The organism is Yoonia vestfoldensis (assembly GCF_002158905.1).
In the GTDB taxonomy this organism is placed as follows: Bacteria; Pseudomonadota; Alphaproteobacteria; order Rhodobacterales; family Rhodobacteraceae; genus Yoonia; species Yoonia vestfoldensis_B.
In genome coordinates this window covers 904,225-917,613 of sequence record NZ_CP021431.1, presented here as the reverse complement: position 1 = coordinate 917,613, position 13,389 = coordinate 904,225, and the positions used below count along the sequence as shown (strand labels likewise).

The 13,389-nt window shown below is 61.1% G+C and carries 14 protein-coding genes; 13 read left to right on the top strand and 1 reads right to left on the bottom strand.

Translation table 11 applies throughout. The features are described from left to right. Positions 1–182: 182 nt before the first annotated feature. Complete coding sequence (gene secG / locus LOKVESSMR4R_RS04515; protein ID WP_087206498.1) at positions 183–536, top strand: preprotein translocase subunit SecG; 354 nt, start codon at positions 183–185, stop codon at positions 534–536. 159 nt (positions 537–695) lie between these two features. Further along, a complete protein-coding gene (locus LOKVESSMR4R_RS04510) occupies positions 696–2,339 on the top strand; it encodes a CTP synthase (protein ID WP_087206497.1) in 1,644 nt (547 codons plus the stop codon). An 84-nt stretch (positions 2,340–2,423) separates the two neighbouring features. Here LOKVESSMR4R_RS04510 and LOKVESSMR4R_RS04505 read toward each other — a convergent pair whose 3' ends face one another. Continuing rightward, the gene (locus tag LOKVESSMR4R_RS04505; RefSeq protein WP_087206496.1) at positions 2,424–3,161 is read right to left on the bottom strand and encodes a MipA/OmpV family protein; all 738 of its coding nucleotides are present in this window, start codon (positions 3,159–3,161) and stop codon (positions 2,424–2,426) included. Positions 3,162–3,279: 118 nt separating this feature from the next. On the opposite strand from LOKVESSMR4R_RS04505, the gene LOKVESSMR4R_RS04500 reads away from it, so the two are divergent. From LOKVESSMR4R_RS04500 to LOKVESSMR4R_RS04450, 11 genes are all read left to right on the top strand, one after another. Next, positions 3,280–4,068, top strand: a complete 789-nt coding sequence (locus LOKVESSMR4R_RS04500) for a 23S rRNA (adenine(2030)-N(6))-methyltransferase RlmJ (protein ID WP_087206495.1) — start codon at positions 3,280–3,282, stop codon at positions 4,066–4,068. Positions 4,069–4,105: 37 nt separating this feature from the next. Next, positions 4,106–4,543, top strand: a complete 438-nt coding sequence (locus LOKVESSMR4R_RS04495; RefSeq protein ID WP_087206494.1) for a TerB family tellurite resistance protein — start codon at positions 4,106–4,108, stop codon at positions 4,541–4,543. After that, complete coding sequence (locus tag LOKVESSMR4R_RS04490; RefSeq protein ID WP_087206493.1) at positions 4,540–5,298, top strand: phosphate/phosphite/phosphonate ABC transporter substrate-binding protein; 759 nt, start codon at positions 4,540–4,542, stop codon at positions 5,296–5,298. Before LOKVESSMR4R_RS04495 ends, LOKVESSMR4R_RS04490 begins: the two co-directional genes overlap by 4 nt. A gap of 84 nt (positions 5,299–5,382) precedes the next feature. Then, on the top strand, positions 5,383–6,156 hold the full coding sequence (locus tag LOKVESSMR4R_RS04485) for an ABC transporter ATP-binding protein (protein ID WP_087206492.1): 774 nt from the start codon (positions 5,383–5,385) through the stop codon (positions 6,154–6,156). Between the two features lie 17 nt (positions 6,157–6,173). Further along, positions 6,174–6,896, top strand: a complete 723-nt coding sequence (locus LOKVESSMR4R_RS04480) for a transporter substrate-binding domain-containing protein (protein ID WP_087206491.1) — start codon at positions 6,174–6,176, stop codon at positions 6,894–6,896. 72 nt (positions 6,897–6,968) lie between these two features. Continuing rightward, a complete protein-coding gene (locus LOKVESSMR4R_RS04475) occupies positions 6,969–7,853 on the top strand; it encodes an ABC transporter permease (RefSeq protein WP_087206490.1) in 885 nt (294 codons plus the stop codon). Next, positions 7,850–8,656 carry an ABC transporter permease gene (locus LOKVESSMR4R_RS04470; RefSeq protein ID WP_087206489.1) on the top strand — a complete coding sequence of 269 codons (807 nt, stop codon included), beginning with the start codon at positions 7,850–7,852 and terminating at the stop codon, positions 8,654–8,656. The genes LOKVESSMR4R_RS04475 and LOKVESSMR4R_RS04470 overlap by 4 nt, the downstream gene beginning before the upstream one ends. Further along, complete coding sequence (locus tag LOKVESSMR4R_RS04465; RefSeq protein ID WP_087206488.1) at positions 8,653–9,984, top strand: glutamine synthetase family protein; 1,332 nt, start codon at positions 8,653–8,655, stop codon at positions 9,982–9,984. Before LOKVESSMR4R_RS04470 ends, LOKVESSMR4R_RS04465 begins: the two co-directional genes overlap by 4 nt. A gap of 68 nt (positions 9,985–10,052) precedes the next feature. Next, complete coding sequence (locus tag LOKVESSMR4R_RS04460) at positions 10,053–10,736, top strand: type 1 glutamine amidotransferase (protein WP_087206487.1); 684 nt, start codon at positions 10,053–10,055, stop codon at positions 10,734–10,736. Continuing rightward, the gene (locus tag LOKVESSMR4R_RS04455) at positions 10,733–12,085 is read left to right on the top strand and encodes a glutamine synthetase family protein (protein ID WP_087206486.1); all 1,353 of its coding nucleotides are present in this window, start codon (positions 10,733–10,735) and stop codon (positions 12,083–12,085) included. The genes LOKVESSMR4R_RS04460 and LOKVESSMR4R_RS04455 overlap by 4 nt, the downstream gene beginning before the upstream one ends. Further along, positions 12,082–13,386 carry an NAD(P)/FAD-dependent oxidoreductase gene (locus LOKVESSMR4R_RS04450; RefSeq protein WP_087206485.1) on the top strand — a complete coding sequence of 435 codons (1,305 nt, stop codon included), beginning with the start codon at positions 12,082–12,084 and terminating at the stop codon, positions 13,384–13,386. The genes LOKVESSMR4R_RS04455 and LOKVESSMR4R_RS04450 overlap by 4 nt, the downstream gene beginning before the upstream one ends. Positions 13,387–13,389: the final 3 nt, after the last annotated feature.

The following is a 13,389-nucleotide window of genomic DNA, read 5'->3' as shown; positions in this document are numbered from 1 at the left end:
CTGACCCGATGCCCCCTATAGCGATGCGCGCGCAGGCGCGAAACCGGAAAGTTGCGCCGCCGCGCGGGGCCAGCGCCCCCATCCGCGCCCGCCCCATCCGCGCCTGAAAAGACAACAGGGGTTGCGGGTGCCGCTGTCTGCTTTTAGATACGCGCCAGTGCGCAAGCCCTGAAAGGCAAGAAATGGAAAACGTCGTCCTTATCATCCACCTGATCCTGGCGCTCAGCCTGATCGGGACCGTTTTGTTGCAGCGGTCCGAAGGTGGCGGTTTGGGTATGGGCGGCGGTGGCGGCACGGCGAACAGCCGGCCTCCTGCCTCGGCGATCAGCAAATTTACATGGATGCTGGCTGTGGCTTTCATCGCAACCTCGATCACGCTGACGCTGATCGCGGCGGGCAATACCGCTGGATCATCGGTGGCCGACCGCGTTGGCGGCATCACTCTGGACCAGAACGACGCGCCCGCGCCAGTGCTGGGCGACAGCCTGTTGCCACCCTCGCCCGCCGAAGAGCCGTTGTTGCCAGCAGGCGACTGACCACAAGCCATGGCCGACCTGCAACGGTCGGCAACATGATCTTGCGTCACGAGGTTGCGCAGCCGCGCCGAATCCACTATGGGTCAAATCCCGTGATGATGCGATTTTAACCGGTCGCTTTCCCACTTACTTCTGGACTTTTCACGGGGGCAGCCGCCTATGGCACGTTACATTTTCATCACCGGCGGCGTTGTGTCTTCCCTGGGCAAGGGGCTGGCTTCGGCAGCACTCGGGGCTTTGTTGCAGGCGCGCGGCTTTTCGGTCCGGCTGCGCAAGCTTGACCCTTACCTGAATGTCGATCCCGGCACGATGTCGCCCTTTGAACATGGCGAGGTTTTCGTCACCGATGACGGCGCGGAAACCGATCTGGACCTTGGGCATTACGAACGCTTTACCGGCGTGCCGGCGCGGCAGACGGATTCGGTCAGTTCCGGGCGGATCTATTCGACGGTCTTGGAAAAAGAACGGCGCGGCGATTATCTGGGCAAGACCATTCAGGTCGTCCCCCATGTCACCAACGAGATCAAGGAATTCCTCAAGATCGGCGAAGACGAGGTCGATTTCATGCTCTGTGAAATCGGCGGCACCGTCGGCGATATCGAAGGCCTGCCCTTCTTCGAGGCGATCCGCCAATTCGCGCATGACAAGAAACGCGGCCAATGCATCTTCATGCATCTGACCCTGCTGCCCTATCTGGCCGCCAGCGGTGAATTGAAAACCAAACCGACCCAGCACAGCGTCAAGGAATTGCAATCCATCGGGATCGCACCCGATATCCTTGTCTGCCGGTCCGAACATCCGATCCCCGAAAAAGAACGCGAAAAGATCGCGCTGTTCTGCAATGTGCGCAAGGAAGCGGTGGTCGCGGCCTATGATCTGAAATCCATCTACGAGGCGCCGCTGGCCTATCACGAACAGGGTCTGGATCAGGCGGTGCTGGATGCTTTCGACATCTCGCCCGCGCCTGCGCCCAATCTTGCGATGTGGCATGATGTTTACGACCGCATCCACAACCCCGAAGGCCATGTCAAAATCGCCATTGTCGGCAAATATACCCAGCTCGAGGATGCCTATAAATCCATCGCCGAGGCGTTGACCCATGGCGGCATGGCCAACCGCGTCAAGGTCAAAATCGAATGGGTCGATGCCGAACTGTTCGACCGTGCCGATGCCGCCCCCTATCTGGAAGGCTATCATGCCATTCTGGTCCCCGGCGGCTTTGGCGAACGCGGCACCGAGGGCAAGATCAAGGCGGCGCAATTCGCTCGCGAAAAGAATATCCCCTATCTGGGCATCTGCCTGGGGATGCAAATGGCCGTGATCGAGGCCGCGCGCAATGTCGCGGGGCTGGCCAAGGCCGGGTCCGAGGAATTCGACCATGAGGCCGGCGGCAAAAGGTTCGAACCCGTGGTCTATCACCTGAAAGAATGGGTGCAGGGCAATCATACCGTCGCGCGCAAAGCCGATGACGACAAGGGCGGCACGATGCGGCTGGGGGCCTATACCGCCAGCCTCAAGCCCGGATCAAAGGTCGCAGAGGTCTATGCCAGCACCACGATCGAGGAACGCCACCGCCACCGCTATGAAGTAGACACCAAATACCGCGAGAGGCTGGAAAGCGTGGGTCTGATGTTTTCGGGCATGTCGCCGGACGGCAAATTGCCCGAAATCGTGGAATGGCAGGATCACCCCTGGTTCATCGGCGTGCAGTTCCACCCCGAGCTGAAGTCAAAACCCTTTGCGCCACACCCGCTCTTTGCCGATTTCGTGCGCGCCGCGGTCGAGATGTCGCGCCTGGTGTAAAACGACCGGCGGGGCACGCTGAAATATTTTGTCAAAATATTTCGGCCCGGGATAAAATATTTTGACAAAATATTTTATCCCCCCTCAGAACCCGAGGCTGATCCGCCGGGTGACCATCAGGCTGACGCTGGTCTGATCCTTGCTTTGCACGATGGGGCTATCGGCGGCGTCACCTTGCAGCTGGTCATAGCGCAGGATGCCAAGAACACCCCAATCGGCCGTGACCTGATAGGTCAGCTCTGCCGCGATCCCGGCGCTGATCACCCCCGCGCCCGCATCATAGGCGTCAAAGGCGCTGGCCGTTGCCTCGGCTGCGGTGACACCGAAATAGGTCTGCGCATAATCGTCACTGCCCCATAACAGGCGCGGGCCGCCGCGCAGCGACCAGACGTCACCGGGGCGATAGACAAAATCACCGCCCATCTCGGCCACAAAGGCCTCATGCCCGCCAAACCCATAGCGAAGAGCCGCGAAAACGTCATATTGGGGCGCGATGAACGTGACCTTGCCCCCCAGTTCCAGCGTCGCGTCAATATCGGCCAGCCCCGCCAGCGCGGCATGATCATCCGCACTGCGTTCCGAGATGAACCGCACCGACCCGCCGACGCCCAGCGCATAAAGCCCGCTCTCGCCCAGCGCGATATCGCCCACCGAGGTTTCGCCAAAACGCAGACGTCCGGTCACGCCGGTCTCGGCGCTATCCGCCCCGAAATAGGCCGGCGCAGATTTTGCGCCCAAGCCCAGAAAGACGCCGGCATCATCATTGGCCTGCGCCAGCCCCGTGACCGGGAAACCCAGTGCCAGAATCATCAAACCACGCATAACTTTCCTTTCATCCGTCTGGGGCCACCAAATCGCGTCCCGCGCGTCGAGGCAAGTGACTTGGCACCACGGCCCCACAGGGTTAGGCAGGCATTTGCCACACCAAAGGTCTCAGATCATGCTGTCCTACCAACACGGCTATCATGCCGGCAATCTTGCGGATGTCCACAAACACGCCCTCTTGGCCTGGATGCTGGCCTATCTGACCCAGAAAGACAAACCCCTGTCCTATCTGGAAACCCATGCCGGGCGCGGGCTTTATGATCTGACCGATGCCGCCGCCCGCAAGACCGGCGAGGCCGCCAAGGGCATCGCCATCGCCGCCGACTGGTTCGCGCCGGATCATCCTTACGCCACGGTTCTGGCAGCGATCCGCGCGAAATATGGCCGCGATGCCTATCCCGGCTCGCCGCTGGTGGCCGCCCATATGCTGCGCGCTGTCGATAATATCCATCTGGCCGAATTGCACCCGCAGGAATATGCTGCGCTGGCCAGCAATATGGCCCCCTATGGCGGGGTCTTGCGCCAGCGCGACGGGTTCGAGATGGCGCTGTCGCTCTGCCCACCCGATCCGCGCCGGGGGCTGATGCTGGTCGACCCCAGTTTCGAGGTCAAGGCCGATTACGACACGATCCCGCCCTTGCTGGCCAAGGTGCATCGCAAATGGGGGGTGGGTGTTCTGGTGTTATGGTATCCGATCCTGACCGATGGCCCGCACCGCCCGATGCTGCGCACCTTGCAGGACACATTCCCCGAAGGATTGCGCCATGAAGTGGCCTTTGCGCCCGCGCGCGACGGGCATCGGATGGTGGGGTCCGGTCTTTTCGTGGTGAACCCGCCTTACGGGCTAGAGCAAGAAGGCGCGCGCCTGTCAGCGATATTCCGCCAACACCTTTTGCAGAATTGATGTTTGTTCCTGCGCCAAAACCGCTTATGTCAGAGCCATGTTCGCAGACCTGATCCGGCGCATGTCCGCCCCCGCCCCGCAGCCCTTGTCCGACCCTGATGCCCGCCTGGCGCTTGGCGCGCTTCTGGTGCGGATCGCGCGCACCGATGGCCATTATGACCCTGCCGAAAAGGCCCAGATCGACCGGACCCTGATGGCACGCTATCAGCTTTCCCAGACCGAAGCCGCAAGCCTGCGCGCCGATTGCGAAGCGCTAGAGGCCGAGGCCCCCGATACCGTGCGCTTTACCCGCGCGATCAAGGATGCGGTCGCCTATGAACAGCGCCTGTCGGTGATCGAGGCATTATGGGCTGTCGTCATGGCCGACGGTCAGCGCGACCAGCATGAGGACAGCATGATGCGGATGACCGCCTCTTTGCTGGGGATCACCGATCAAGACAGCAATGCGGCCCGGTTGCGCGTCACCGCGTCATGATCGCCAGCCTGCCGATGTATCTGCGCCCGGCCAACCGCGCGGCGCATCATGCGTTATGGCACGGGATCCGCGATGGGCTGCGCGCCCGCGACCTGCCCGCCCCCGATGATCTGGACGAGGATATCGATCACGAGGCCAGCTGGGCGCATCCCGATTTGGTGCTGGGCCAGATCTGCAACCTGCCCTACCGCGCACTATTCCGCGACCGGGTGACACCGATTGCGGCGATGGATTACGCGCTGCCCGGCTGCGCGGCGGGCTATTATAATGCGGTTTTCATCGTGCATCGCGACAGTGCGATCAGCGACCGCATCCAGCTACGCGGCAGGCGCATGGCGGCGAATGCGCTTTTGTCGCAATCGGGCTATGGCGCGGCGCAGCAATGGGCGGCGGATCAGGGGCGCCGTTTTGCCGCCCCGCTGGTCACCGGCAGCCATGCCGCCAGCATCAAGGCCGTGGCGACCGGGGCGGCCGATTTCGCAACCATCGACGCGCAGACATGGTGGATGGCACGTCAGGATGATCCGCTGACCGGACAGGTCAAGGTCATCGGCACCACGCCCGCCAGCCCTTGCATGACGCTGATCACGCGCAAAGGGCAGGATCCCGCACCCTATCTGGCCGCGATCACAGCGGCGGTTGGCAGTTTGCCGGAAACGCACCGCCAGATGCTTGGCCTGCGCGGGATCATCCCGCTTTCGCCCGCTGCCTATGATCTCCCCTTGCCGCCCGAACCAGAGGCGGTTTTGGCCTGACGTTTCGTCAACCTTCACCAAACCGTTGCAAAGGGCGCAAAAAGCGGGCCTAATCGGCGGCGGAACAAGAAAAGAAGCCGCAACGTGTCCAACACCGCCCCCGTGATCGAGATTCGCGACCTGCATAAATCCTATGGGTCGCTCGAAGTGCTCAAGGGCGTCGATATCACCGCCCCTGCCGGTCATGTCGTGTCGCTGATCGGGTCGTCCGGCTCTGGCAAATCGACCTTATTGCGCTGCGCCAACCTGTTGGAAGACAGCCAGCAAGGCGATGTGCTGTTCTGCGGCGAGGCCGTGACTTGGAAAGGCAGCGGTCTGAACCGCCGTCCGGGTGACCATGCGCAGATGATCCGCATCCGCACCAACCTGTCGATGGTGTTCCAGCAATTCAATCTTTGGGCGCATATGACGATTCTGCAAAACGTGATGGAAGCGCCGGTCACCGTTCTCAAACGCCCCAAGGCCGAGGTCGAGGCATCGGCGCGCGCCTATCTGGACAAGGTGGGGATCGGGGATAAATGCGATGCCTATCCGGCGCAATTGTCCGGTGGCCAGCAACAGCGCGCGGCGATTGCGCGTGCGCTTTGCATGGAACCCAAGGCGCTGTTGTTCGACGAACCCACCAGCGCGCTTGACCCCGAACTGGAACAAGAGGTCGTGCGCGTGATCAAGGATCTGGCCGCCGAAGGGCGCACCATGATCATCGTCACCCATGACATGCGCCTTGCGGCTGATGTCAGCGACCATGTGGTCTTTCTGCATCAAGGCCGCATCGAGGAACAAGGCGCGCCCGACGCGCTTTTTGGAAATCCGACAACGGAAAGACTGCGCGGATTTCTATCCGCAACAGTCGCTTAATCATCAACGGGAGAAGTATGATGAACAAACTGATCGTGACCAGTGTTGCTGCCGCCCTTCTGGGCAGTGCCGCGATGGCCCAAGACGTGGTGCGCCTTGGCACCGAGGGCGCCTATCCTCCGTATAACTTCATCAATGATGCCGGTGAGGTCGACGGATTCGAGCGTGAATTGGGCGACGAGCTTTGCGCGCGCGCCGAACTGACCTGCACTTGGGTCACCAATGATTGGGACAGCATCATTCCGAACCTCGTGTCGGGCAATTACGATGCGATCATCGCCGGCATGTCGATCACCGATGAGCGCAAGCAAGTCATCGACTTTTCCGACCCCTATACCCAGCCCGACCCTTCGGCGTTTCTGGCACTCGGCGAGGTCGATCTTGAAAACGCCGTGATCGCGGCGCAATCCGGCACGATCCAGGCCAGCTATGTGACCGGCATGGCAGGTGCGACATTGCTGGAATTCGCGACACCGGATGAAACCATCTCGGCCGTGCGCAACGGCGAGGCGGATGCGGTTCTGGCCGACAAGGCCTTTCTTGAGCCCATCGATTCCGAAGGCGGCGATCTGTCCTTTGTCGGCGAAGATGTGCTGATCGGCGGTGGCATCGGTCTGGGCGTGCGCCAGTCGGATACCGAGCTGCGCGACACGTTCAGCGCCGCGATCCAGTCGATGAAAGATGATGGCAGCCTGAATGCGCTGATCACCAAATGGCTGCCCGGTTCGGCCACGTTCTAAGCGACACGCGCCCCGGCCATTGTGCCGGGGCCTCTTCTGACCTTTCCATTTTCCTGACATTCAGGTTGCAACATTTTCAGCTTTTGCACAGATCCCGCGACACTTGAAACCCTGTCATGGTTTGCCTGTTACCTCACGACTGGCAAGCATATGCAGATCTATTATGCTGTCGGGACGGTGCTTTTGTTGCTGGCGCTGACAGCACCTGCCGCGCTGGCCTTTGGATTTGCCGGTGCCGCCGCTGCGCGCAGTGCGCTGGCCCCGCTGCGCTGGGTCGGCAAGACCTATATCGCCATCGTGCGCGGCGTGCCGGATATCGCGTTTTTCCTGTTCTTCGTGATCGCGCTGGATCAGGCGCTGGAATATCTGCGCCACCAGATCAAATGCCCCGCATGGGACCAACCCGTCTGGCAGGGCAATGATTTCGTGGTCTGTCAGGCCGCCAAACTGCCCTTGGGCAATGCCGCGCAATGGGTGCATGACACCTATGCCTTCTTGGTTGCGGCCTTCACCTTTGCCATCGTCTTTGGGGCTTTTGCGGCCAATGTCCTTTACGGGGCGATGCGCGCCGTGCCGCGCGGCCAGCTGGAAACCGCCGAAGCCTATGGGATGAGCCAGCGCCAGACCTTCTGGCGGGTGCTGGTGCCGCAGATGTGGGTCTATGCGCTACCGGGCCTGTCGAACCTGTGGATGGTGCTGATCAAGGCAACGCCGCTGCTGTTCCTGCTGGGCATCGAAGACATCGTCTATTGGGCGCGCGAATTGGGCGGCGCCGCACAGCCCCGTTTCACCGATTACCCACATCCCGATTGGCGGCAATGGTATTTCCTGGCGCTGCTGATCTTCTATCTGTGCTTTACCAAAGTATCCGAGATCGTGCTGGACCGGATCATGGCACGGCTGACATTCGGACAGGCCACCGCCGCCGGCGAAGCCCAGCGCAAGGCCGCCGCATGAGCTGTTGGGAAACGATCCTCGATTACGGGCTGCGCAGCCAAGGCATCGGCGAACGGTTGCTGCCGCAGCGCGATTTCACATTGTGCCAGCAATTCACGCTGATCGGGTCAGGCATGATCTGGAACATCTATTTCGGTCTGGTGGCCTTATGCACAGGGTTCTTTCTGGCCACGGCCGTGGCGCTGGGCAAGGCATCGCAGAACAGGCTGCTGCGCAAGGCATCGGCCTGGTTCATCTTCGTGTTCCGTGGATCGCCCTTGTTCATCCAGTTCTTCTTTGCCTATTTCCTGTTTCTCAGCCTCAAGAATGTCTCGCCCTTCTTTGATCCGTTCACATCCGCCTGGGCGGGCGCGCTGGTGGTGTTGTTCTTGAACACCGCCGCCTATTCGGGCGAGATTTTCCACGGCGCGCTGCAATCCATCCCCAAGGGCGACATGGATGCCGCCGATGCTTATGGCCTGTCGGGCTGGGCGCGGTTCCGGCGGATCACATGGCCCACCATGCTGCGCCTTGGCTGGCCCGCCTATACGAACGAGGCTATTTTCCTGTTCCACGCCACCACGCTGGTGTTCTTTTCGGGCTTTCCCGCGATCCAGCAAAAAGGCGATGCTTTGTATTACGCACGCTATTTTGCCGATAAGACCTTCAACCCCTTCATCCCCTATCCCATTCTGGCGGGCTATTTCATCCTGCTGACGCTGGTCATCATCGGCGTTTTCGGGCTGGTCAATGGCCGGTTGAACCGCCACCTTCCCCAGAACATGCGCGCAAAGCTGCGTTTCAAACCACAGGTAATCAGATGAGCTGGATTGACGACCGTCCCGAGGTCCGCAATGTGCGGTGCGGGGCGGCAGACCTTAACGGGCAAGCGCGTGGCAAACGGGTGCCGCGCAAATTCGCCGCCAAGCTGGAAGAAGAAGGCACGCGCTTTCCTTTCTCGATCCTCAATCTTGATATCTGGGGCGAGGATGTCGAGGACAGCCCGCTGGTCTTCGAGGCGGGCGATCCCGACGGCGTGCTGATGCCGACCGAGCGTGGCTATGTGCCGATGCCCTGGTTGAACAGCCCCTCTGCCCTGCTGCCGATGTGGATGTTCCACGAAGACGGCACGCCTTTCGCCGGTGATCCACGGCAATCGCTGGCCCGCGTGCTGGACCGCTATAAGGCGCGCGGGCTAACGCCGGTGGTGGCCACGGAAATGGAATTCTATCTGGTCGATGACAGCGGCGACGGTATCCGCCAGCCACGATCGCCACGGTCAGGCAAGCGCCGTCCGGGGGCGGAAATCCTGTCCTTGCGCGCACTTGATGCCTTTGATGTGTTCTTCAACGATCTTTACGATGCCTGCGATGCGATGAACATTCCTGCCGAGGCCGCGATATCCGAGGTCGGGATGGGGCAGTTCGAAATCAACCTCGAACATGTGCCCGATGCGCTGAAGGCGGCGGATGATGCCTGGCTCTTCAAGATGCTGGTGCGCGGGCTGGCGCGCAATCACGGCATGGCCGCCAGTTTCATGGCCAAACCTTACGAAGAATATGCAGGCTCTGGGCTGCATACGCATTTTTCGGTCATGGATGCCGATGGCAATAACCTGATGGCCAATGACACGTTCCAGGGCACGCGGCTGTTGCATAATGCCATTGCAGGCTGCCTCAAGGGCATCCCCGATCTGGCGCTGATCTTTGCGCCGCATGGCAATTCCTATGAACGGCTGGTGCCTGAAAGCCATGCGCCAACGGGGGTCTGCTGGGCCTATGACAATCGCACCGCATCGGTGCGCGTGCCGGGTGGCAGTTTCAAGGCGCGCCGCGTCGAACACCGTGTCGCGGGCGGCGATGTGAACCCCTATCTGTTCCTGGCCGCTGTGCTGGGGTCCGCCCTGATCGGGATCGAGGATGACCTGACCCCGCCCCCGCCGATTTCGGGCAATGCCTATGAACAGGATATGCTGCAAATCCCCGACACCTGGGCCGCCGCGATCGATGCTTTCGAAAGCAGCCCGCTGGTGCGGCGCATTTTCGACAATACGCTGGTGGATAATTTTGTCATGACCAAGCGGCAAGAACTGCATTATTTTGCGGAACTCAGCGAAGAACAGCAGCTAGAGCTGTATCTCGATACGGTCTAAGCCTCGCCGCTTGCAGCGCTATCAACGGCAGGATAACCTGGCGTTGAAACCCAACACATGGTGAAAACATGAAAATCGGTATCCTGCAAACAGGGCACGCGCCGGACGAATTGCGCCCGACCACGGGCGATTTCAGCGATCTGTTCCAAGCTCTGCTGGGCGGTCACGGGTTTGACTTCACCGTTTACAACGTCGTCGACATGGACTTTCCCGCGGCCATCACCGATTGCAACGGCTGGCTGATCACCGGGTCCAAACATGGCGCTTACGAGGATCACCCGTTCATTCCCCCGCTTGAGGCGATGATCCGCGAAATCTATGCCGCTGATATTCCGCTGGTCGGTGTCTGCTTTGGTCACCAGATCATCGCGCAGGCGCTGGGTGGCAGGGTCATGAAATTTGACGCCGGTTGGTCGGTGGGGCGGCAAAGCTATCAGATCAACGGCGATGATTACGCGCTGAACGCCTGGCATCAGGATCAGGTCGTGGTCCGGCCAAAGGATGCCACAATCGTCGGCAGCAATGATTTTTGCGCCAATGCCGCGCTGGTCTATGGCAACCGGATATTTACCGTCCAGCCGCATCCCGAATTTGACGCCCGTGTCATCGACGGGTTGGCCACCTATCGCGGCCCCGGCAATGTGCCAGACGCGCAGCTGGCGCAGGTCCGCGCCGATCTGGACAAACCCGTCGACAATGGCCGCCTCGCCGCGCAGATCGCGCGGTTTTTCAAGGAAAGAGAACTGGCATGAGCTGGACAGATAAAATCCCCGCCGCCGCCACAGCCTATCTGGAGGCCAACCGCCTGGACGAGGTCGAATGCGTTATCGCCGACCTGCCCGGCATTGCACGCGGCAAGGCCGTGCCTGCGGGCAAATGGGAAAAGCAGACCCATTTCCACCTGCCCAATTCAATCTTTTTCCAGACCATCACCGGCGATTGGGGCGAAGCATCGGGGCCTGACGGTTTCCTTGAACCCGACATGATCCTGAAACCTGACCTGTCCACCGCAACCGCCGCCCCTTGGGCCGCCGATGGCACGTTGCAGGTGATCCACGATGCCTATGACCAGAAAGGCAAGCCTGTCGCCTTTTCGCCGCGCAACGTGCTGCGCCGCGTGGTCGATCTTTACAAGGCCGAAGGCTGGACCCCCGTTGTCGCGCCGGAAATGGAATTCTATCTGGTGGGCCGCAATATCGACCCCGCCAAGGCGATTGAACCGATGATGGGCCGCACCGGCCGCCCTGCCGCCGGACGGCAGGCCTACTCGATGACGGCGGTGGATGATTACGGCCCCGTCATCGACGATATCTATGAATATGCCGAAATCCAGGGCTTCGAGATCGACGGCATCGCGCAGGAAGGCGGCGCTGGCCAGCTGGAAATCAACCTGCGCCACGGGGACCCGATCAAGCTTGCCGACGAGGTGTTCTATTTCAAACGCCTGATCCGCGAGGCCGCGCTGAAACACGATTGTTTCGCCACTTTCATGGCCAAACCGATCGAGGGCGAACCGGGATCGGCCATGCATGTGCATCATTCGGTTATTGATGCGAAAGGCCGCAATATCTTTACCGGGCCGGGGGGCGGGGAAACCGATGCGTTTTTCCATTTTATCGGCGGCTTGCAGGAACATATGCCCAGCGCCATCGCGGTGATCGCGCCCTATGTGAACAGCTATCGTCGCTATGTGCCGGATTCCGCCGCCCCCGTGAACCTTGAATGGGGCCGCGATAACCGCACCACGGGCATCCGCATCCCGATTTCCGACCCCGGTGCGCGCCGGATCGAAAACCGCCTGCCGGGGATGGATTGCAACCCCTATCTATGCATCGCGGCGTCATTGGCCTGCGGCTATCTGGGGCTGAAGAACGAAATCCGCCCCGACAAGCGCTGGGTCGGGGAAGCCTACGAATCCGAATCCGAGATTGCGGGATCTTTGTCCGACGCGCTGGACCTTTTTGACGAGGCCACGGAACTGCGCGCCGTGCTGGGCGAGGATTTCGCGCGGGTCTATTCCATCGTCAAACGTCTGGAATACAAGGAATTCCTGCAAGTGATCAGCCCCTGGGAACGCGAACATTTGTTGTTGAACGTATGAACCCGCTTTACCGCAACGACCGCCCCGGCCAGATGCCGCAAAGCTGGTATGTCGCCAGCAGCGACCTGCCGCCCGAACGCCCGGCGCTTTTCGGCGAGGTGGTGGCCGATGTCTGCGTGATTGGTGCGGGCTATACCGGCCTGTCGGCGGCATGGCATCTGGCGCAAAAGGGGCTTGATGTCGTCGTGCTGGATGCGCATCGCACGGGGTTCGGCGCCTCGGGGCGCAATGGCGGGCAGGTCGGCAGCGGCTATAACGCCAGCCAGCAAAGCCTTGCGCGCAAATTGGGGGCAGACAATGCCGCAGCCCTTTGGGCGCTGGCCGAAGAGGCCAAGGCCGATATCCGCCAGATCTGTGCCGATCACATCCCCGAGGCATGCTATCAACCCGGTGTGGCGCATGGCTATTATTCCGTCTCTGAAGCGCGGGAATATGAGGCCGACGCCGATTATCTGGCGCAAAGCTATGGCTATGACCAGATCGAAAAGCTGGCCCCCGATGCGATGCGCGATCTGGTGAAATCGCCTTTATACAAAGGCGGTTTGCTCGATATGGGCGCGGGCCATCTGCATCCGTTGCGCTATGCTTTGGGGCTGGCGCGGTTGGCCGAAGCGGCAGGCGCGCGGATCTATGACCGCAGCGAGGTCACCGGCATCGTCAATGGCGATCCCGCCATCGTGCAGACAGGTCAGGGCCGGGTCAGGGCGCGGCATGTGATCATGGCGGGCAATGGCTATATGCCCAATATCAACCGGGCCGTGGCGGCCAAGGTGATGCCGATCAATTCCTTCATCTGCGCCACCGAACCCTTGGGCGATCGCGCGCGCGACGTGCTGGCGCGCGATATCGCGGTGGCGGACAGCAAATTCGTGGTGAATTACTATCGCATGTCCGAAGATAACCGGTTCCTGTTCGGCGGGCGCGAAAGCTATTCCATCGGCTTTCCGGCCAATATCAGCACGGCGCTGATCCAGCGGATGACCAATCTGTTTCCGCAATTGCAGGGCGTCAAGGTCGATTACGTCTGGGGCGGCACGCTGGGGATCACCATGACCCGCCTGCCCGCGATCCAAAGGGTCGCGCCCAATGTGCTGTCAGGTGCCGGCTTTTCGGGGCATGGCGTCGCGCTGTCAGGGCTTGCCGGCAAGATCATGGCCGAGGCTGTGGCCGGTCAGGCCGGCCGTTTCGACACGCTGGCAGGGCTGAACGTGCCCAGCTTTCCGGGCGGGCGCGCATTGCGCGCGCCGCTGCTGACGCTGGCAATGACATATTACGCGCTGCGCGACCGGCTGGGGGCCTAGACC

Bases quoted from the DNA above. Each gene is read 5' to 3' on its own strand.
- secG (WP_087206498.1), top strand. From the start codon at position 183: ATGGAAAACGTCGTCCTTATCATCCACCTGATCCTGGCGCTCAGCCTG.
- LOKVESSMR4R_RS04510 (WP_087206497.1), top strand. From the start codon at position 696: ATGGCACGTTACATTTTCATCACCGGCGGCGTTGTGTCTTCCCTGGGC.
- LOKVESSMR4R_RS04505 (WP_087206496.1), bottom strand. From the start codon at position 3,161: ATGCGTGGTTTGATGATTCTGGCACTGGGTTTCCCGGTCACGGGGCTG.
- LOKVESSMR4R_RS04500 (WP_087206495.1), top strand. From the start codon at position 3,280: ATGCTGTCCTACCAACACGGCTATCATGCCGGCAATCTTGCGGATGTC.
- LOKVESSMR4R_RS04495 (WP_087206494.1), top strand. From the start codon at position 4,106: ATGTTCGCAGACCTGATCCGGCGCATGTCCGCCCCCGCCCCGCAGCCC.
- LOKVESSMR4R_RS04490 (WP_087206493.1), top strand. From the start codon at position 4,540: ATGATCGCCAGCCTGCCGATGTATCTGCGCCCGGCCAACCGCGCGGCG.
- LOKVESSMR4R_RS04480 (WP_087206491.1), top strand. From the start codon at position 6,174: ATGATGAACAAACTGATCGTGACCAGTGTTGCTGCCGCCCTTCTGGGC.
- LOKVESSMR4R_RS04470 (WP_087206489.1), top strand. From the start codon at position 7,850: ATGAGCTGTTGGGAAACGATCCTCGATTACGGGCTGCGCAGCCAAGGC.
- LOKVESSMR4R_RS04465 (WP_087206488.1), top strand. From the start codon at position 8,653: ATGAGCTGGATTGACGACCGTCCCGAGGTCCGCAATGTGCGGTGCGGG.
- LOKVESSMR4R_RS04460 (WP_087206487.1), top strand. From the start codon at position 10,053: ATGAAAATCGGTATCCTGCAAACAGGGCACGCGCCGGACGAATTGCGC.
- LOKVESSMR4R_RS04455 (WP_087206486.1), top strand. From the start codon at position 10,733: ATGAGCTGGACAGATAAAATCCCCGCCGCCGCCACAGCCTATCTGGAG.
- LOKVESSMR4R_RS04450 (WP_087206485.1), top strand. From the start codon at position 12,082: ATGAACCCGCTTTACCGCAACGACCGCCCCGGCCAGATGCCGCAAAGC.